We start from the raw sequence: 18,710 nt of genomic DNA, 5'->3' as shown, positions 1-18,710 counted from the left end.
AGGAGGCCCTCATGAGCGACACCGAAGACGCGCCGCAGATCTATCTCGTCACCCCGCCGGAATTCGAGCTGTCGGTCTTTCCCGACCGGCTGGCCGCCTGCCTCGACGCGACCGAGGTGGCCTGCGTGCGCATGGGCCTCGCCACCGCCGACGAGGACCGGATCGCCCGCGCCGCCGACGCGCTGCGCGAGGTGACCCATGCCCGCGACGTGGCGCTGGTGATCGACAGCCATGCCCGCCTCGTCAGCCGGCTCGGGCTCGACGGCGTGCACCTGACCGACGGCTCGCGCTCGGTGCGCGCGACCCGCAAGGATCTGGGCGAGGACGCGATCGTCGGCGCCTTCTGCGGCAACTCGCGCCATGACGGCATGACGGCGGGCGAGATGGGGGCGGACTACGTCTCCTTCGGCCCGGCGGGTGCGACCGAACTCGGCACCGGCAAGCAGGCCGAGGCCGAGCTGTTCGAGTGGTGGTCGATGATGATCGAGGTGCCGGTCGTGGCCGAGGGCGCGCTCGACCTCGACCTCGTGCGCCGGCTGGCGCCGCATGCCGACTTCTTCGGCATCGGCGAGGAGATCTGGCGCGAGGAGGATGCCGCCGAGGCGCTGCGGCGCTACGCCTCGGCCATGGCGGGCTGATCCTCGAGCGCGCCGGCGCCCTCGAGCCCGGCGCGCACATCCGCCTCGAGCCGCCGGGCCAGCGCCTTGCGGTCGGGGTGGTCGGCTACCCTGACCGGCGCATGGTAGATCACCTCGATCGTGCCATGCCGCCGTGCCGCCAGCATCTTCAACATGTGCGGCCCGAACTCCATGTCGCCCCACCAGCCGTAGAAGCGCGGGTCGCCCCCCTCGGCCGCCCGGTAGACCAGCGACACCGGCTGGATCTCGAGGTCGGGCTGGTCCGGCGACAGGAAGGCCGCGAAGAGCGTCGGCTTGAAGGGCAGCACCCGCCGCCCGTCGGTCGAGGTACCCTCCGGAAAGAACGACAGCCGGTGCCCCGCGGCGAGCCGCTCGCGCATCAGCTTCACCTGCGCGGTGGCCTCGCGCCGCTCACGTTTGATGAAGACCGTGCCGGTGGCCTTGGCGAGCCAGCCGATGCCGGGCCAGCCGCCCACCTCCTCCTTGGAGACGAAGTAGATCTCGGCCGGCGCGTTCAGCGCGAAGATGTCGAGCCAGGACGAATGGTTCGCCACCATGGCGCCGCGCCCCGCCATCGGGCGACCGGTCACGCGGTAGCCGATGCCGAGGATCGCGAGCGCGCCGCGACAGACGGCGCGGGTGAGCTTCGGCGTCAGCGGACGGTGCAAGCCGAAGACCGGTCGCTCGACCAGCCGCAGCACCAGGGTCAGCAGCAGGCCCGTGAGCACGAACAGCACCAGCGGCACGCCGCGCAGCACGGCGCGGGCCCAGCCGCCCGCGCCCGGTGCCTCGAACGGGGCCGGCTCGGCCCCGTGCCAAGTGAGGCGGCGCGTCTGCGGATCGGGGGCATCGGTCATTGCGGCGTCCGGTAGAGAGCGGTCTGGCGGGCATCCACGCGCGAAAGGTCGAGCAGCATGCACACATCCATGCAGTTGAAGTCGTGATCGATAAAGACCCCCTGCCCGACCTGCCCGCCGAGCCGCAGATAGGCCTTTATCAGGGCGGGCATCGCGCGCATCGCGGCGGCGCGATCGACGCGCTCCTCGGGCAGCAGGTCGGGTGCGGGCTGGTCGCGCGAGATCACGCGAAGTTCCTCGGGGGCCAGATGCGCCCGGTGCAGGAGCGACAGCGACCCGGCCACATCGGCGATGCGGGTGCCGGGAAAGGAGGCGGTGCCGAACAGAAGCTCGACCCCGCGGCGCTCCACATGCTCGGCCAGCCCCTGCCAGAGCCGGAACATCGCGCCGCCGCCACGGTAGTCGGGATGCAGGCAGGAGCGGCCCAGTTCGAGCAAGCGGCGCCCAGAGCGGTGGAGCGGCCGTAGATCGAACTCGTCCTCCGAATAGAACTGGCCGATCTGCGCCGCGCCCTCCTGCGACAGCAATCGGTAGAGCCCCACGACCTGGTCGCCCGCGGGCCGGGCCTCGTCGACCAGCAGCAGATGTTCGGCCACCGCATCAAAGCGGTCGCGCTCGACGCGGGCGGCGTGGTCGACCCCGGCGCCCGTGCCACCCAGCTCCTCGACGAAGACGGCATAGCGCAGGCGTGCCGCGGCCAGGATATCGTCGGCATCCCGCGCGAGGCGCACGGTCAGTTGCGGTCGGGTAACGATCATTGATGCTGACGCGGCACGAGGGTCATCGCCCCGGGCTCCCTTGGCTCATCGGACGGTGCCGCCGGTTCTATGGGGCCGGGCCGCCGCCGGCAACCGTCGGCGGCGTTGACAGAACAGGGCAGATTGCTACCTTAGGTTGTATTCGCTCAACTGGAGACCAGGATGAGATCGACGCGCGACCCATCGAGCACCACCTTGCCGCGTTCGCGGAAGTTGACCGTGATGCGGCCGCCGATGTTCGACTGGACCTGGCCTTCGCCCCATTCCGGCCGGTCGGGATGCCGGACGACGACGCCCGGCGTGAAAATGGCGTTCAGATCGGTCATCGCGATCTCCTCTGGAATTCGGGTGGCACGGGGATGAGCGGGTCGGGCGACAGTCTGCCCGCGCTCGTCGCATCGCGGATCTGCCATGATCTTATCAACCCGGTGAGCGCGATCGGCAATGGGGTGGAGCTGCTGGCCATGATCGCGGCGCCCGGCCCCGAGATGGCGCTCATCACCGAAAGCGTGAACAACGCGATCGCGCGGATCCGCTTCTTCCGCATCGCCTTCGGCGCCCCGGCGCCGGGGCAGCTGATCGGCCGTGCCGAGATCGTCGCCACGCTCGACACGCTGTCGCATGGCGGGCGCACGCATTACGACTGGCGGCCGACCGAGGACCAGCCCCGCGACGCGCTGCGCCTTGTCTACCTGCTGCTGCAATGCGTCGAGACGGCCCTGCCGCAAGGCGGCGACGTCGTGATCCTGGGCTCGGGGGCGGAATGGCGGATCGAGGCCAGCGCCCGGCGCATCCGCCTCGATTCGGATGCTTGGGCATGTCTGACCGACACAGTGCCGATGCCGCCGCCCGACCCTGGCCAGGTGCAATTCCCGCTGGCCGCCGCGGCGCTGGCCGCCAGTGGCGGCCAGCTTGGTCTCGAGGCGTGCGCGACCCACCTCGCGTTGGAGGTCAGCTCCGGATCGTGCCGTCCCCGGTGACGAGGTACTTGAAGCTGGTCAGCTGCTCGGCCCCGACCGGGCCGCGCGCGTGCATCTTGCCGGTGGCGATGCCGATCTCGGCGCCCATGCCGAACTCGCCGCCATCGGCGAACTGGGTCGAGGCGTTGTGCACGAGGATCGCACTGTCGATCCGCTCGAAGAACCGCTCGGCGGTCGCCTGGTTCTCGGTGATGATGCCGTCGGTGTGGTTCGAGCTGTAGCGCCGAATATGCGCGATCGCCCCGTCGACGCCGTCCACCGTCGTCGCGGCGATGTCCATGTCGAGATACTCGCGGCCCCAATCCTCTTCGGTCGCGGCTTCGGCGCCCTCGACATCCCGGAACGCGTCGGAGGCATGCACCCGGACCCCGGCCTGGGCCAGCGCCGAGACGATCTCGCGGCCGAGGCTGTCCTTGACCGCCTCGTCCACCAGCAGGCACTCGGCCGCGCCGCAAATGCCGGTGCGACGGGTCTTGGCATTCAGCACGACCTCCATCGCCTTCTTCGGGTCGGCGTCCTTGTCGACGTAGATGTGCACGATGCCCTCGAGATGGGCGAAGACCGGCACCCGCGCCTCGCGCTGCACGAGGCCGACGAGGCCCTTGCCGCCGCGCGGCACGATCACGTCGATATGGTCGGTCGCCTTCAGCATCTCCGAGACGGCGGCCCGGTCGCGGGTCGGGACGAGCTGGATCGCGTCGGACGGCAGCCCTGCCTTCTCGAGGCCGGTCTTCAGGCACTCGGTGAGCAGGGTCGAGGAGTTGAGGCTCTCCGAGCCGCCGCGCAGAATCACGGCATTGCCGGACTTCAGGCACAGCGCGCCAGCGTCGGCGGTGACGTTGGGACGGCTCTCGTAGATCACGCCGACCACGCCGAGCGGGGTGCGCACGCGGCGGATGTTGAGGCCCGAGGGCATGTCCCATTCGGTCATCACCGCGCCGACCGGGTCGTCCTGCCCGGCGATGGCGCGCAAGCCGTCGACGATCGACTGGATGCGGTCGTCGTCGAGCTTCAGGCGGTCCATCATCGCGGGGCTGATGCCCTTCTCGGTCGCGAACTCCTGGTCCTTGGCGTTCGCTTCCTTGATCTCGTCGCGGCGGCGCAGCACCTCCTCGGCGGCCGCCTCGAGCGCGGCCTTCTTGGTCTCGGCCGGCGCGTAGGCCAGCTCGGCTGCGGCAGCGCGGGCGCGCTCGCCGATATCCTTCATCAGGGCGGGAATGTCGGTGGTCTCGGTCATGCGGGGCTCCTTTCGGACGCTGTCATGTTCGTTGGTCGTGTGCGGCCGGTCTCAGACGACCATGTCGTCGCGGTGCACCAGCGAGGCGCGGCCCTTGTAGCCCAGCACCTTCTCGATCTCGTCGCTCTGATGGCCGCGCAGCTTGCGGGCCTCCTCGGCGGTGTAGCGGGTCAGGCCGAAGCCGACGCGGATGCCGTCCGGGCCGGTGATCGCCACAGGGTCGCCGCGACCGAACCGGCCCGACACGCCGGTGACGCCGGCCGGCAGCAGCGAGTTGCCATCGGCGAGCGCCTTGGCGGCGCCGGCGTCGATCCGGATCTCGCCCTTCGGCTTCATCGCGGAGATCCAGTTCTTGCGGGCCGAATGCGGGTCGGTCTGCGCCTTGAACCAAGTGGCGTTGGCGCCTTCCATCAGCTGCTTGAGCGGGTTGAGCGGCGAGCCCAGCGTGATCGCCATGTCGCAGCCCGCCTCGGAGGCGACCTTCGCGGCGAGCAGCTTGGTGATCATGCCGCCCTTCGACAGGCCGGAGACGCCGAGCCCGGCCATGGCCTGGATCTCGGGGGTAATCTCCTTCACCTCCTCGAAACGCTTGGCGCTCGGATCGACATGCGGGTTGCCGTTGTAGAAGCCGTCGACATCCGACAGCAGGATCAGCTGGTCGGCACCGACCGTAACAGCGACCTGTGCCGCCAGGCGGTCGTTGTCGCCGTAGCGGATCTCGTCCGTGGCGATGGTGTCGTTCTCGTTCACGATCGGGATGACACCGAGCGTCAGCAGCGTATCGAGCGTCGCGCGGCTATTGAGGTAGCGACGACGGTTCGTGGAATCGTCCAAAGTTACAAGGACTTGCGCCGTGGTCTTGCCATGCGGCGTAAAGACGTCCTCGTAAGCCCGGGCAAGACGGATCGTGCCCACCGCCGCGGCGGCCTGACTCTGCTCGACCGGCAGTTCGCCTTGCGGCAAGTGCAGGACCCGGCGGCCAAGCGCGATGGAGCCCGACGAGACCAACGCCACCTCGGTGCCGTTCTCGCGCAGCATCGCCACGTCCTCGGCCAGGCTGCGCAGCCAGTCCGATCGAAGCTGTCCGGTCTCGCGGTCGACCAGCAGGGCCGAACCGATCTTGACGACCAGTCGCTTGGCTTCCGTCAGGGTTGCCATGTTCCGTTGTCCTCCTCGGGTATTGTCTTCTGGCGCAGGCGGTCCGCGTCGATGCGCGCGCGCAATGCGCGCAGCACCTCGGTCACGCCTTCGCCGGTGGCGCCGGACATCAGAAGCACCTCGCCGCCGCATTCGGCAGCCAGTTCCTCGGCCAAGAAGGCCCTCTCTTCCTCGTCCAGCGCATCGATCTTGTTGAGCACCGTGATCCTCGGCTTTTCAGCCAAACCCCCGCCATAGGCGTTCAGTTCACCGATGATGGTACGATAATCGACCATCGGGTCGCCGGAGGTGCCGTCCACGAGGTGCAAAAGCACCGCGCAACGCTCGACATGGCCAAGGAACATGTCCCCCAGGCCGCGTCCCTCGCTCGCGCCCTCGATCAGGCCGGGGATGTCGGCGACCACGAATTCGACATTGTCGACGCCGACCACGCCGAGATTGGGGGCCAGCGTCGTGAAGGGATAGTCCGCCACCTTCGGCCGGGCGTTCGAGGTCGCGGCCAGGAAGGTGGACTTGCCGGCATTGGGCAGGCCCAGCAGGCCGGCATCGGCGATCAGCTTGAGCCGCAGCCAGATCTCCCGCTCGATCCCGGGCTGGCCGGGATTGGCGCGGCGCGGCGCCTGGTTCGTGGCGGTCTTGAAATGGGTGTTGCCCCAGCCGCCATTGCCGCCGCGCGCCAGAAGCACGCGCTGGCCGACCTCGGTAAGGTCGGCAAGGACGGTTTCTTGGTCTTCGTCGATGATCTCGGTGCCGACGGGCACGCGCAGCACGATCTCGTCGCCATCGGCGCCGGTTTTCTGGCTGCCTTGGCCGGGCCGGCCGTTCTGCGCGAAGAAATGCTGCTGGTAGCGGAAGTCGATCAGCGTGTTCAGCCCGTCGACCGCTTCGGCGACGACATCGCCGCCCTTGCCGCCATCGCCGCCATTCGGGCCGCCGAATTCGATGAACTTCTCGCGGCGGAACGAGGCGCAGCCATTGCCCCCCGCGCCCGAGCGGATGGTGACCTTGGCGAGATCGAGGAATTTCATGTGCCGGATGCCTCTTGCGGATAAGCGCTTGAGGTAGCCGATCGCGCCGCCCTTCTCAAGGGCGGCGCCGCGGGCGGGAGACCCGCCATCCGTTTCGCCGCGTCAGGCGGCCTTGCGCCGCGCCTCGTCCTGCAGCGACTGCCAGCGCTGGCGCGTGAGGCGCACCTTCTGGCCCGGCACGTCGTGGCCAAGCACCATGGAAGGCAGCATCTGCGGCCCCGCCGGCTCGAAGCCGAGCTTGGCGAGCACCCGGCCCGACCCCTCGTTCTCGTCGTAATAGCCAGCCTCGACGGTCTCGGCCGCAGGGTCGGCGAAATGCGCCGCGAGCACGGCGCGGCCGGCCTCGGTGGCATAGCCGCGGCCCCAGCGGTCGCGCGCGAACCAGTAGCCCAGCGTCGGGTCGATCGCGATCACGCCCGCGAAGCCCTCGGCGTCGTGCACCGCATGGGCCGGGATCCGGCCGGCCTCGACCTCGCCCGCGAACCATTCGGCGTCGCCCCGGCCGTAGGGATAGGGCACGCGGCTGAGCCAGCGGGCCACCTCGATGTCCTGCAGCGCGGCGTGGATCGCGTCCACGTCACGGGCACAGACCGGCCGCAGCCGGAGTCGTTCGGTCGTCAGTTCGGTCATCAGATCTTCAACGCATAGGTCCATGTGGGGGCGGTGGCGCCGCGGGCCACCGAATAGGCTTCGGCATCGCCCAGATACTCGAAGCCGCAATTGGTCAGGACGCGGGCCGAGATGGCGTTGTCCTGGAACACTTCCGCGAAGATCTGCGCCGCGCCATGCGGGTTGGCGGCAATCAGCGCGCGCAGCGCTTCGGAGGCGAAGCCGGTGTTCCAGAAGGCCGGCGCGACCCAGTAATGCACCTCGGACTGGCCGCGATCCATGCGGGTCAGCGTCACCAGCCCCAGCACCTCGGCCAGCGAGTTCTCGGAGCCGTCGATCACCCAGACATCCTCGCCACGGTCGGGGCGCTGCGCGCGCTCGATCAGCTGGGTGATCGTGCCGGGCGGCAGCGGGTGCGGGATGGTGCGGGTGCCGCGCGCCACGCGCGGATCGGCAGCGTAATGCGCGATCAGCCCCTCGTCGGAGCGGCGCACCGGCCGCAGCACGAAGCGTTCGGCCTGAATCACCGGCTGGCCATCGCTGACCTGAATGTCGTTGCTCTTCATGGGTGGCCTCCTCCGCTACCCTGCTGCCTCAAATGGGCCGGTTCCGGCCCGGCCGCGTCCGCGCGCTTCATGCTACGCGCGTCTTGTATTCATAATGAGAACGGGGGACCGGCCTCTTGCCGATCCCCCGTCCTCTGTCTTCGACTGAAGGTCCGGCGTTACTCCGCGGCCTCGGCCACCGGGAGCACCGAGATGAAGGTGCGGCCCTTGAGGCCCTTGTGGAAGGTCACGCGACCCTCTTCGGTGGCGAAGATGGTGTGGTCGCGGCCCATGCCGACACCCTGGCCCGGCCACATCTTGGTGCCGCGCTGGCGCATGATGATGTTGCCCGGGATCACGGCTTCGCCGCCGAACTTCTTGACGCCGAGGCGGCGTCCGGCGCTGTCGCGCCCGTTGCGGGAGGAGCCGCCTGCTTTCTTGTGTGCCATGTGTCTCTCTCCTTAGGCCTTGAGGTCCTTGGACTGGGCGACCCAGCCCTCTTTCTCGATCTTGCCCTTGAGGCCGAGCTCTTCGTCGACGCGGGCGATGTCGGCCTCGGTCCAGGCCGCGATCTGGGCGAAGCTGGTGATGCCGGCGGCCAGCAGCTTCTTCTCGAGCGCCGGGCCGACGCCCGACAGCTTCTTCAGATCGTCGCCGCCGGCGGCGGGCGCTTCGGCCTTGGCGGCCTTCTTGGCCGGCTTGGCGGCGGGCGCGGCGGCCTGCGGGGCCGAGCCGGCACCGATGGCGGCCTTGACGCCCGACTTGTCGGCGCCTTCGGCCAGCAGCTCGGTCACGCGGACCAGGGTCAGCTGCTGACGGTGGCCCTTGGTGCGCATGGAGGAGTGCTTGCGGCGACGACGCACGAAGTTGATGACCTTGTCACCCTTGACCTGGTCGATCACCTCGGCCTGCACGCCGGCACCCGAGACGAAGGGCGCACCGATGGTGTCGCCGATCATCAGAATATCGTTGAACTGGACGGTCTCGCCCGCTTCGGCGGCGAGCTTCTCGACCCGGAGCACGTCGCCCTGGGCCACCTTGTATTGCTTGCCGCCGGTCTTCAGAACCGCAAACATCATTCGTTCCTTCGTATCCCGCGTCGCTCGGGTCCCCCCTCGGGGCGTTCATGGCCCTTCCGGGCCACCCTTGGACAGCGCGCCCCTTCGGGCGATCATTGCAATCATGCGGCGTCCTTGGCGGACGACCGCGCATCCCGAGGCAAGAGCCCTTGCCGGGATGCGGGCTTATCCGCACAACGGACCCGCAAGTCAACCCCCGTCCCGGAGCCCTTCATGCGTGCCGCCCCCCTTCTCCTCGCCCTGCTCCTCGCCGGTTGCGCGCCGGGCGCCCTGCCCGGCCTCAGACCGACCCTGATGCCGGCCAGCGCCGCCGATCAGGCCCGGCGCGGCGCGGTCGAACTGGCGGTGAAGGGCGACTTCGCGGCGCTGCTAGGCGACATCGAGGCCGGCGGCGGGCCGGCCCTGACCCGCGCCTTCGACGCGGCCGGCGTGCCCGGCACCGATCGGCCGGCGCGCCTGCTGCAGATGCAGGGCGATCTCGGGCTCTACCAGACCAACCCCGGCGCGCTCACCACCGCCTTGCTGCTCTGGGGCGGCTGAGCCTCAGATGTCCTGACCGGCCATCGCCGCGGCCGCCGCGCGCCCCAGGTCGCGCGAGATGTCGCTGAACATCGCGTCGAAGGCCTCGAACATCGCGCGGTTCAGGTCCCCGCCTGTCGCGGTTTCGGAGAACGCGATATAGGCCTCCAGGTCCGCCTCCTCGGCGGGCTGGTAGGCCAGGTTGAGGAAGGAATAGACCCATTCGGTGGTCGACCGCCGGATCTCCTCTTCCTGCGACCAGACCTGCAGCAGGATCTCGTCCTCGCTCAGCGCGCCGTCGAAGCCGCCGCCCTCGAGCAGCCCCAGAGAGAACGCGTAATTCGCGTTGAGCGCGCCGACGAGGTTGGCCTCGATCAGGTCGTTGGCCTCCACGAAGCGATCGACCAGTTCAAAGCGCGGCGTCTCCTCGGCCATGGCGAGGGCGGCAGCCTCGCGGGCGGCCGCCTCGACATCCTCGTCGAGCAGGGCCTCGCGCGCGGACAGCTCCAAGGCCACGAGACGACGGCCGGGGCCATCGGCGAAGAAGTCGATCATCGGCGCGATCTCCGCCCCGTCGAGTGCCTCCGCCATGCCGTCGCGCAGGCTTTGCTGCATCGCCTCGGCATCGTAGATCGCCGAGACCGCCTCGCTCCAGCCCGCCGGCGCCCGGCCGTCGAACATGCCCTCGGCGATCTCGGCCCCGTAATCGAGCCCCTCCACCCGCATGACGGCGACCATCCCCTCGAGCGCGAGCGCATCGTAGAGCGCATCGACCCCGGCATCGGGCGCCGGCTGGGCGGCCACGGGGCCGAGCCAGAGGCATGTGGCGCAAAGCGCGGCGGCAGGTTTGAAGGGCAAGGTCATGACGTTCTCCGGCGGTCTGTGAGGGAAAATATACGGCGCCATCCGATGCGCCAAGCGAAGCTTCCCCGAGGTGATGCGGCCTTCGCGGCGGCAAGGCGAAAATTCCCGCGATTTGGGGCTTGCACGCCCCCGCCGCTCTCGTTACATCGCCCCCCACAGACCGCGGAGAGGTGCCGGAGCGGTCGAACGGGGCGGTCTCGAAAACCGTTGACCCTTCACGGGGTCCCAGGGTTCGAATCCCTGTCTCTCCGCCACTATCCCCCTTGATCCAACTGCAGTACAGTGAGTTCAACGGGCTTAGTGCGCGTGTCGGAATGTCGCACGAATAGCGCTAAAAGCGTCATGCCATGGCACCTTTCAAGCCTTCCGGGTGCGCCGACTGTGTTCCCCATTCAAGCTACCTATGCCTCCTAGGCGCCAGTCGTGCCATTCGACGACCCAACCTTGATCGACTGGCGAGCAACAATGGGAATCCTCTCCTGCCGCCGGTCTCGTGGACACCAACCCGGTTGGAGTGCCAAACCCGACCGGCGACGCGATCAGGCAATTTGCGCCGTCGCTCAGCCTTATTCCTCGCCCCAGCATTTCCGGCAGCGTCCCACCTCGGCCTCGCTGAGCCCTCCAATCCCAGGCGCGAAGCGGGAACTCAGGCCTCTTCCCGGCTTGTGTCGCCTCGCGGCCATCCGCATAGAGGTGCCGGTTTTCGAAATGGAGTCGGGCATGTCGATCCGAGATTACGTCGCCGAGAGGCTGGACCGCCCGGTGACGCGGAACTTCATCACGGGTGTGATCCTCTTCAACGCGGTCGTTCTGGGGTTCGAAACCTCCGATGCCGCGATGGCCGCGGCCGGCGACCTGATCATCTTCCTCGACGTGCTCTGCCTCTCCATCTTCGTGATCGAGATCGCCCTGAAGATCTTCGCCCGCGGATTCTCGTTCTTCCGCTCGGGCTGGAACGTCTTCGACTTCGCGATCGTGGCGATCGCCCTCGTGCCGGCGACCCAGGGGCTTTCGGTGCTGCGCGCGCTGCGCATCCTTCGGCTGTTGCGGATCATCTCCGTGGCCCCCACCCTGCGCCGGGTGGTCGAAGGCTTCGTGTCGGCCCTGCCGGGCATGGCTTCGGTGTTCCTGCTGATGGCGCTCATCTTCTACATCGCCGCGGTGATGGCGACGAAGCTCTTCGGAGAGGCGTTCCCGGACTGGTTCGGCACGATCCCGCACTCGGCCTATTCGCTGTTCCAGATCATGACGCTGGAAAGCTGGTCCATGGGCATCGTGCGCCCGGTGATGGAGACCTATCCCTATGCCTGGCTGTTCTTCGTGCCGTTCATCCTGGTCACGACCTTCGCGGTGGTGAACCTCGTGGTCGGCCTGATCGTGAACAGCATGCAGGATGCCCACGCGCAGGAATCCAATGCGGCCACGGAGGATTACCGGGACGAGGTTCTCAAACGCCTCGAACTCATCGAGAAACGTCTGTCCGATCGCGGGTCGCGAGGCGATTGAAGGCACCCGCCTTTCGGCCGGCGACACCATGAAGTTCGCGTCGACGGTACACGGCAAGACCCGCAAGCCTCGAGAGAACCGACCGCTCTCGGACAGGCAAGGCCGCCTGCGCGGCCCGTCCGCGCCGGGTCGTTGCGATCGGTTCCGAGTCGGCTGCGACCGGCGCAAGTAGCCGCCCGTCGCAGCCGACCATGGCCGCCGCTCGCCGGCCGCTGCGCTGCCCTGACGTAGCATCGCCAAACCCGTCCTTCATGGTGCGACACATTGCCTCGACATGGCCCGGGACAGTCGGTAGGCGTGGTGGATTGGATGGGGGAACCGTGAAACATCTTGAATCTCTCTTTGACCGTGCACTCGACGCAGTGGTCGGCATGGACGAGGCCGGGATGGTCGTGGCCTGGAACGGCGCCGCGGAGACCCTGTTCGGCTGGGCCAAGTCCGAGGCCCTCGGGGCGTCGATGGGTCAGCTCATCGTTCCGCCGCAGCATCGCGAGAACCACGCGCGCGGTCTCGAGCACTTCAACCGCACCGGCGAAGGGCCGGTTCTCGAAAAGCGCGTGCAGATCACGGCCTTGCACCGGGACAGCACCGAGTTCCCCATCGAGCTGTCGATCTTCCCCATGCCGCTCGACGGGGGCGGACGCATCTTCTACGCGTTCATCCGCAGCAGGGTCGCGGAAGAGACGGCGCGCCGGGAGCAGGAGCTTCGGGCGCGAGAGGCCGATGCGCTGCTGGCGGTGGCGCAGCGCCTGCTCGACGACGTCTCGTTCGACGAGTTCACGCAGTTCTGCCTCGACACGGTCTGCGGCGTCTCGGGCATGGAGGCCGGGCATTTCCTCGTCGTGCGCGGGCGCGGCGATCATGCCCGCCTGCATCCCACCGGGATCTGGCACCTGGCGGACGCGCATTTCCAGCCGGTCGTGGAGGCCACGAGCCGCGTGCTCTTCGCGCCCGGCGAGGGGCTGCCGGGGCGGGCCCTGCGGTCCGGCAGGCTGGAGGCGCTCGACGACCTCTCCGCCTCCCGCCAGTTCGTCCGGCGCGACACCTTCGCGAAGGTGGGGCTGACCCGCGCGGTCGCGCTGCCGGTCGGACAGGGCGACGAGATCCACGGCGTGCTCGAGTTCTTCGGCACCCCGCGGGCCCGGCTCGATGCGCAGATCCTGCGGATGCTGCAGACCATCGGCAGCCAAGTCGGCGTGGCGATCCGGCGCAAGCAGAATTCCGAGCACCGCGAGACGCTCCGCCGCGAGATGAGCCACCGCGTCGGCAACAGCTTGACCGTGCTCGCCTCGATCTACCGCAGCTGTTCGCGCGCGGCACAGAACAAGGATGAGCTGGACGACGCCTTCCTCGGGCGTCTCGTGGCGGTGGGCCGGGCCAACCGCATGGCGATCGAGGATGCCAGCGAGGGCGTCGCGCTGCCGGCGCTGATCGGCGAGGCGATCGGCATCCTGCCCGAGCGCGACCGGATCACCATCGAGGCCCCCGCGCTCGTCGTCGACAGCGACAGCGTCATGCCGCTGTCGCTGATCCTTAACGAGCTTGCCACCAACGCGCTGAAACATGGCGGAGCGCGGGAGGACGCCCGGATTTCCATCCGCGCGGCCGTCTCCGAGGCGCAAGAGGACCTCGTGCTTGACTGGAGCGAGATCCGCGATATTGCCCCGGCCGCCCCGCCGCAGGCCTCGCAGCGCGTCGGTTTCGGCACCCGCTTGATGCAGCTGATGGTCGAGGGCCGCCTGGGCGGAAGCTTCGAGCGCCGGCATGACGAGACGGGCTTCCATGTCCGGCTGCGCCTGCCATGCGCGCGCCTGGAAATGGCGGAGGCGCCGGGCCCCGGTGGCACGCGATATGGCCAGTCGCCTTCGGTTGCCCCAAACGCCTAGCGCCGGTTTCGGTCTTGCTGCGGCGCCCGATGGCAGCAGTGTGGACAAGCTCGGTCTGTAGTCGGCCGGTGACGGCGTGTGCCTCAGGCGCCGGGACCTGAGGCCACGGTTGGTCGTCTCCGGCTTTGCCGTCTTCTTCCTGCCCGAGCCGAATGGCCGAACCGGCACCGTCGGCAACCGGCGTGATCTGCTCCCCCGAGAGGCGTCGTCTGCAGGTTAACCAGTTCAGGTTTTGGTCGTTCTCGTCCCGATGGCCAGACGCGCGGGGTGAGCCACGTCAGCTTGCGATCAAGCCACCTCAGTAAGGAGCCACGTGTCCGCAGCGCGGCACTACAAACGAAACAGTTCGTCCTGCGGCAACAGGCAGACAAAGGCTGCGTCGTACTGCACGCCAAAGCGGCTGCTTCGTCATGTGAACCATTAGACGGAGAACTGCGCTACGACGCCGCGGGGAGAGCGCAATCCGATCATTCGCCTATGGCTTCATCCTGCGCAGCAGCTGAGCGCGGCCACGTCCTTTTCGAAGGTCTGGGCGGCGAGCTTCAGCCCTTCGACGGTCGTAAGGTAGGGCATGATGGTGTCGCCCAGCTCCTCGTAGGTAAGCCCCGCCCGCAGCGCCATCGCCGCGGTCTGGATGCTGTCGGCACCCTCGGGGGCAAGGATCTGCGCGCCCAGCAGCCGCTTGCTTCCTGCGTCCGCCACCAGCTTGATCAGCCCGCGCGTGTCGCGGGCTGCCAACGCGCGCGGCACCGCGTCGAGCGGGAGGACCGATGTGACCACCTCGTGCCCCGCGGCGCTGGCCTGTGCCTCGCTCAGCCCCACGCCCGCCACCTGCGGGTCGGAAAACACGACCCACGGCATCAGGCGGTTGTCATAGACGCGCGCCTCGCCCGCCACCGCGTTCTTCGCCGCGAGCCTGGCGCCGTAGGCGGCCATGTAGACGAACTGGTCGCGCCCGGTGACGTCGCCCGCGGCCCAGACCTCCGGGTTGGCGGTGCGCATCTGCGCGTCGACGACGATGCCGCCTCGCGCATCGGTCCCGATCCCCGCGGCGCCGAGGTTCAAAGCGTCGCTGTTCGGCACCCGCCCGGTGGCGAGCAGCAGGCGCTCGGCCTCGAACCATTCACCCCCGGTGCCGGTCAGACGCACGCTGCCGCCGTCGCGTGCCACGCTCTCGTAGCCCGTGACCCGTTCCAGACGGATGCCCTCTTCGGCGAGGTAGCCCTCCAGCGCTTCGGAGACCTCGGGTTCGGCCTCCGGCAGCACGCCGCGGCGGCTGACCAGTGTCACCGCGACACCGGCGCGGGCGAAGATCTGCGCCAGCTCCACGCCGACATAGCCCGCGCCGAGGACCAGCATCAAGGCGGGCAGATCGGTCAGTTCCAGCGCAGATGTGCTGTCTATGGCTTCGACCGTCTCGATGCCGGGGATCGCCGGCACATGCGGCCGGGACCCGGTCGCGATCACGATCTTCGTCGCCGGGAAGGCGGCGCCGTCCACGGTCAGCCTGCCCTCATCATCGAACCGGGCGCGCCCTTCGACGTGGTCGATGTTCTCGTGCGCGGACAGCACGTCCTCGTATTTCGCCGCACGCAGCTCGTCCACGAGCGCCTGCTTGTGCGCCACCGTCGCGGCCCAGTCGGTGAGGCGGGCCCCGGCCTTGATGCCGTCGAACCGGTTTGCCGCGCGGGCGTGATGCAGCCCCTCCGTCGCGCGGATCAGCGCCTTGGAGGGCACGCAGCCCACGTTGACGCAGGTTCCGCCGATGATGCCGTCGCCGATCAGCGCCACCCGCGCCCCGGCTTCAGCGGCGGTGATGGCGGCCGAGAACCCGGCCGAGCCGGCACCGATCACGGCGAGGTCGTAAGCGCCGCCCTTGGGGATGCAGCAATCAGTCATGTCCACCTCTATTCAGTTCGGTCGCCGGCGCCGCCAGAGCGCGTAGAGCGTCACGCCGACGAACACTGCGAGCGCCGGCAGAAGCACGATGTCGAGCCAGCCCAGAAGGGCGGAGAGCCCGACCGCACCCAGCAGGATCACCAGGACCGGGGTGAAACAGCACAGCGCCACGACGACCGTGCCGATCAGCCCGTATTTCAGGAGGCGGTCGTTGGTGTCGGAGGATGCCTCGCGCCGGCTCATGAACCGGTCCCCGCGTGCAGGGCCGCATCGTGACCGACGCCCATGACGACGGCGATCAGCGCCTCGCGGTCCGTGGCGGCGGCGTCGTAGCGCAGAAAATGGGTGTCATCCTCGGCCTCTCCTGCGACGAACTGCGCGACCTCCACCGTGTCGATGCGCTTGAGCGCGGTGTGCTGACCGATGACGAAGCCAGTGACGCCGAGGCTGACAGGCACCAGCGGCAGGACGCAGGCCGAGGTCATCGCGAGCGTACCGAGCAGCCCGGCAACGGTCCCGGCCCGGCCGGTTCCGTCTGGTCCTCCCCCGCTTAGTCGCTCGGCCCTGATCATCTTCGCAGTCATCGCGCCGCTCCGTTGTCGCTCGATGACAGGCAAGCTAGGGTCTGTAGCAGCTACAGGATCAAGGAGAATTCCGATGCCGGACGATCACGCCGTCGCGAACGACCTGAGGCGCTCCGATCTTGCCCGGCTGACCGGCTGCAATCTCGAGACGATCCGCTACTACGAAAACGTCGGCCTGATGCCCGACCCGCCACGCACGCCAACAGGCCACCGCCGCTACGGCCCGGCGCATGTGGAGCGGCTGAACTTCGTGAAGCGCGCACGGGATCTCGGCTTCACCATACAGGAGATCCGCGCCCTGCTGTCCCTGGTCGATCGTGGCAGCCACACCTGCGCCGAGGTCGAACAGTTGGGGCGACACCATCTCGACGTGGTCCGCTCCAAGATCCGCGATCTACAGGCGATCGAGACCCTTCTGGCCCGGACCATCGCAAGCTGCACCGGGACCGACAGCCCCGACTGTCCGCTGCTCGACGTCCTCAAAGGGGGGCAGACCGAGCCAGAACAGGCCGACGCGGCTTCCGAATAGCCCCTCCAGGCGTGATGCCGCGAAGGTGGGTTCTCCGCCTTGACCCGCACTTGGCGGTTCACGACCCATGGCGGATAGCAAGCCTTCGCGCGGCGAACGCTCTGGGACGTCCCTGCGAATGGCCTCTGATCGCTGACAGCAAAGTGAGGGAGCCACGCCAAGGCCTTGCGTGGGCTTGCCGATGCTGCCCATATGCTCCCCATGGCTCGCCTCCTTGCACTCTGCCTGTTCCTGATCGGGCTGGTGGCTCAATCCACGCCCATCGTCGCCGAGGCGATGCCGGCGATGCATGACGGCTCGGCAATGGTCGCGATGGCCGATTGCGCGGACTGCCCCGAGGGAATGACGGACGGCAGCGATGCCTGCCCGGCCGTAGGCGCCTGTGCGGCCGGAGCAGCTGCACTCGACATCAACTCCCCGGACTGGGCGTTCGTGTCTTCCATTCGCGAGGTCCGGCGCGTGTTCGGCGACGTTTCGCGAACCGGAGGTCGCCCGGCCCCGCTGCTGGAGCCACCCCGCCGACTGGTCTGAAGCCGCCCGCCTGCTTCGAGGCGGGCCAACTCCGCGCGCATCGCGCGGCACCTTCCGATCAGGATTATCCAGATGACCCATTTCACGGGCCTCTCTCGCAGAGGCTTCCTCTTTGGCGCCGCGGCGCTGGGCGGCGCTGCGTTCCTGCCGACCGCCGCCGCAGCCGGACCGCAGTTAGAGCTGACCGCCATGCGCACGCAGGCGCAACTCCTTGCCCAGCCACGCCCGGCGACGCCGGTCTGGGGCTATGGCGGCGACCTTCCGGGCCCGGAGCTTCGCTTCCGGCAAGCCGACCGCCTCAGCCTGCACGCCCGAAACGACCTCGACACGCCGACCAGCATCCACTGGCACGGGTTGCGCGTGCCCAGCGCCATGGACGGCGTCGCGCATCTCACGCAGCCGCCGATCCCGCCGGGCGGGGACTTCCACTACGAGTTCGACCTGCCCGATGCCGGGACCTACTGGTATCACCCGCATATGGGCGGCGCCGAACAGCTGGGGCGCGGCCTCGCGGGCGCGCTGGTGGTCGAGGAAGAGGTGCCGATCCGCGTCGATCGCGACCTCGTCTGGATGCTTCAGGACTGGCGGCTCGAACCGGATGGCGCGATCGCGTCCGACTTCGACGGCATGCATGACGCGATGCATGGCGGCCGGATCGGCAACCACGTGACGCTGAACGGCCGGCCCGGCCCCCGCATCGCGGTCGCTCCGAACGAGCGGCTGCGGCTCAGGATCGTCAATGCCGCCACGGCCCGGATCTTCGCGCTCGACTTCGGGGCGCTCGCGCCGGTCGTCGTCGCGCTCGACGGCCAGCCGGTCGCGCCGCATGCGCCCGAGGATGGCGTGGTGCTGATCGGGCCGGGCATGCGCGCCGACATCGTGCTCGACGCCAGCGGCGGGGCCGGCACGGAGGCCCCGGTGCGCGACCTGTTCCGGCCCGACGGCGCCTACGAGGTCGCCACGCTGGTGCATGGCCACACGCCGCTGCGCGCCCGCGCGCCGGACTGGGACATGGCCCTGCCCCCGAACCCACTGCCCGAGCCCGACCTTGCCGCCGCCACGCGCCACGAGGTCGTGTTTCACGGCGGGATGATGGGGCAGATGATGATGGGCGCGGACGCGCCCGCGATGATCGATCAGATGCGGCAGGGCCGGATGTGGTTCATCAATGGCCGCGCCGCGCAAGGCCATGACGACCCGCCCCTGATCGTGGCCGAACGCGGCAGCACGCAGCTGATCGCGATGGAGAACCGCACCGGCTGGTGGCACCCGATCCACCTGCACGGCCACGTCTTCCGCATCGTTTCGCGCGATGGCCGGCCGACCGTGCACCGCGAATGGCGCGACACCGTTCTCATGGCCCCAAAGGAGCGCGTCGAGATCGCGTTCCGGGCCGACAACCCCGGCGACTGGATGCTGCACTGCCACGTCCTCGCCCACCAGGCTGCCGGCATGGCGGCGCTGATCCGCGTCGCCGACGCGACCTGAACCATGGAAAGGAAA

22 protein-coding genes and 1 tRNA gene are annotated in these 18,710 nt (G+C 68.9%); 9 read left to right on the top strand and 14 right to left on the bottom strand.

What is annotated here, in order from left to right:
* Positions 1–11: 11 nt before the first annotated feature.
* Entirely contained in the window at positions 12–638 is a 627-nt protein-coding gene (locus BLT43_RS01585; RefSeq protein ID WP_090109473.1) for a thiamine phosphate synthase, read from the top strand.
* Here the strand turns inward: BLT43_RS01585 and olsA are convergent.
* From olsA to BLT43_RS01570, 3 genes are all read right to left on the bottom strand, one after another.
* Positions 614–1,495 (bottom strand): lyso-ornithine lipid O-acyltransferase, encoded by an 882-nt coding sequence (olsA, locus tag BLT43_RS01580; protein ID WP_090109471.1) that lies wholly within the window; start codon positions 1,493–1,495, stop codon positions 614–616. The genes BLT43_RS01585 and olsA overlap by 25 nt on opposite strands.
* Entirely contained in the window at positions 1,492–2,253 is a 762-nt protein-coding gene (gene olsB / locus BLT43_RS01575; protein WP_090109469.1) for an L-ornithine N(alpha)-acyltransferase, read from the bottom strand. Before olsB ends, olsA begins: the two co-directional genes overlap by 4 nt.
* A 146-nt stretch (positions 2,254–2,399) precedes the next feature.
* The gene (locus tag BLT43_RS01570; protein WP_090109467.1) at positions 2,400–2,579 is read right to left on the bottom strand and encodes a DUF3553 domain-containing protein; all 180 of its coding nucleotides are present in this window, start codon (positions 2,577–2,579) and stop codon (positions 2,400–2,402) included.
* Positions 2,580–2,612: 33 nt separating this feature from the next.
* Here BLT43_RS01570 and BLT43_RS01565 point away from each other — a divergent pair, with 33 nt between their 5' ends.
* The gene (locus BLT43_RS01565) at positions 2,613–3,233 is read left to right on the top strand and encodes a histidine phosphotransferase family protein (protein WP_165612515.1); all 621 of its coding nucleotides are present in this window, start codon (positions 2,613–2,615) and stop codon (positions 3,231–3,233) included.
* Here BLT43_RS01565 and BLT43_RS01560 read toward each other — a convergent pair.
* From BLT43_RS01560 to BLT43_RS01530, 7 genes are all read right to left on the bottom strand, one after another.
* A complete protein-coding gene (locus tag BLT43_RS01560) occupies positions 3,205–4,470 on the bottom strand; it encodes a glutamate-5-semialdehyde dehydrogenase (RefSeq protein WP_090109463.1) in 1,266 nt (421 codons plus the stop codon). The two genes, BLT43_RS01565 and BLT43_RS01560, sit on opposite strands and share 29 nt — an antisense overlap.
* A 51-nt stretch (positions 4,471–4,521) precedes the next feature.
* Entirely contained in the window at positions 4,522–5,628 is a 1,107-nt protein-coding gene (proB, locus tag BLT43_RS01555) for a glutamate 5-kinase (RefSeq protein WP_090109461.1), read from the bottom strand.
* Positions 5,616–6,656: a GTPase ObgE gene (obgE, locus tag BLT43_RS01550; RefSeq protein ID WP_090109460.1), complete on the bottom strand. Its 1,041-nt coding sequence runs from the start codon at positions 6,654–6,656 to the stop codon at positions 5,616–5,618. Before obgE ends, proB begins: the two co-directional genes overlap by 13 nt.
* A 102-nt stretch (positions 6,657–6,758) precedes the next feature.
* Entirely contained in the window at positions 6,759–7,286 is a 528-nt protein-coding gene (locus tag BLT43_RS01545) for a GNAT family N-acetyltransferase (protein WP_207497384.1), read from the bottom strand.
* The gene (locus tag BLT43_RS01540; protein ID WP_090109458.1) at positions 7,286–7,831 is read right to left on the bottom strand and encodes a GNAT family N-acetyltransferase; all 546 of its coding nucleotides are present in this window, start codon (positions 7,829–7,831) and stop codon (positions 7,286–7,288) included. The genes BLT43_RS01545 and BLT43_RS01540 overlap by 1 nt, the downstream gene beginning before the upstream one ends.
* Positions 7,832–7,989: 158 nt before the next feature.
* The gene (gene rpmA, locus BLT43_RS01535; protein WP_090109457.1) at positions 7,990–8,259 is read right to left on the bottom strand and encodes a 50S ribosomal protein L27; all 270 of its coding nucleotides are present in this window, start codon (positions 8,257–8,259) and stop codon (positions 7,990–7,992) included.
* 12 nt (positions 8,260–8,271) lie between these two features.
* Positions 8,272–8,886, bottom strand: a complete 615-nt coding sequence (locus tag BLT43_RS01530; RefSeq protein WP_090110220.1) for a 50S ribosomal protein L21 — start codon at positions 8,884–8,886, stop codon at positions 8,272–8,274.
* A 216-nt stretch (positions 8,887–9,102) separates the two neighbouring features.
* Between BLT43_RS01530 and BLT43_RS01525 the strand changes: the two genes are divergently transcribed.
* Positions 9,103–9,429, top strand: a complete 327-nt coding sequence (locus BLT43_RS01525) for a hypothetical protein (RefSeq protein ID WP_090109456.1) — start codon at positions 9,103–9,105, stop codon at positions 9,427–9,429.
* Positions 9,430–9,432: 3 nt separating this feature from the next.
* Here the strand turns inward: BLT43_RS01525 and BLT43_RS01520 are convergent, their stop codons facing one another.
* Entirely contained in the window at positions 9,433–10,272 is an 840-nt protein-coding gene (locus BLT43_RS01520; RefSeq protein ID WP_090109455.1) for a DUF2059 domain-containing protein, read from the bottom strand.
* Positions 10,273–10,436: 164 nt separating this feature from the next.
* Between BLT43_RS01520 and BLT43_RS01515 the strand changes: the two genes are divergently transcribed.
* The 3 genes from BLT43_RS01515 to BLT43_RS01505 all read left to right on the top strand — a co-directional run bounded on the left by BLT43_RS01515 (position 10,437) and on the right by BLT43_RS01505 (position 13,664).
* Positions 10,437–10,526 (top strand) — tRNA-Ser (locus tag BLT43_RS01515).
* Between the two features lie 466 nt (positions 10,527–10,992).
* A complete protein-coding gene (locus BLT43_RS01510; protein ID WP_090109454.1) occupies positions 10,993–11,778 on the top strand; it encodes an ion transporter in 786 nt (261 codons plus the stop codon).
* Positions 11,779–12,098: 320 nt separating this feature from the next.
* On the top strand, positions 12,099–13,664 hold the full coding sequence (locus BLT43_RS01505) for a GAF domain-containing protein (protein ID WP_165612514.1): 1,566 nt from the start codon (positions 12,099–12,101) through the stop codon (positions 13,662–13,664).
* Between the two features lie 483 nt (positions 13,665–14,147).
* Here the strand turns inward: BLT43_RS01505 and merA are convergent, their stop codons facing one another.
* From merA to BLT43_RS19290, 3 genes are read right to left on the bottom strand one after another with little or no spacing between them, the layout of a single operon-like run.
* Positions 14,148–15,563 (bottom strand): mercury(II) reductase, encoded by a 1,416-nt coding sequence (merA, locus tag BLT43_RS01500; protein WP_090109452.1) that lies wholly within the window; start codon positions 15,561–15,563, stop codon positions 14,148–14,150.
* 12 nt (positions 15,564–15,575) lie between these two features.
* Entirely contained in the window at positions 15,576–15,806 is a 231-nt protein-coding gene (gene merF / locus BLT43_RS01495) for a mercury resistance system transport protein MerF (protein WP_090109451.1), read from the bottom strand.
* Positions 15,803–16,147, bottom strand: a complete 345-nt coding sequence (locus BLT43_RS19290) for a hypothetical protein (RefSeq protein WP_242652179.1) — start codon at positions 16,145–16,147, stop codon at positions 15,803–15,805. Before BLT43_RS19290 ends, merF begins: the two co-directional genes overlap by 4 nt.
* A gap of 73 nt (positions 16,148–16,220) precedes the next feature.
* On the opposite strand from BLT43_RS19290, the gene BLT43_RS01485 reads away from it, so the two are divergent.
* The 3 genes from BLT43_RS01485 (at position 16,221) to BLT43_RS01475 (ending at position 18,695) form a co-directional block, all read left to right on the top strand.
* Positions 16,221–16,676: a MerR family transcriptional regulator gene (locus tag BLT43_RS01485; RefSeq protein ID WP_090109450.1), complete on the top strand. Its 456-nt coding sequence runs from the start codon at positions 16,221–16,223 to the stop codon at positions 16,674–16,676.
* Positions 16,677–16,877: 201 nt separating this feature from the next.
* On the top strand, positions 16,878–17,207 hold the full coding sequence (locus tag BLT43_RS18820) for a hypothetical protein (RefSeq protein ID WP_131802608.1): 330 nt from the start codon (positions 16,878–16,880) through the stop codon (positions 17,205–17,207).
* A 72-nt stretch (positions 17,208–17,279) separates the two neighbouring features.
* On the top strand, positions 17,280–18,695 hold the full coding sequence (locus BLT43_RS01475) for a multicopper oxidase family protein (RefSeq protein WP_207497383.1): 1,416 nt from the start codon (positions 17,280–17,282) through the stop codon (positions 18,693–18,695).
* The last annotated feature ends 15 nt before the right edge of the window (positions 18,696–18,710 follow it).

The organism is Limimaricola pyoseonensis, assembly GCF_900102015.1.
GTDB classification, from domain to species: domain Bacteria; phylum Pseudomonadota; class Alphaproteobacteria; order Rhodobacterales; family Rhodobacteraceae; genus Limimaricola; species Limimaricola pyoseonensis.
Note: the sequence above shows the minus strand (reverse complement) of the source record. Positions and strands in the feature narration are given on the sequence as shown.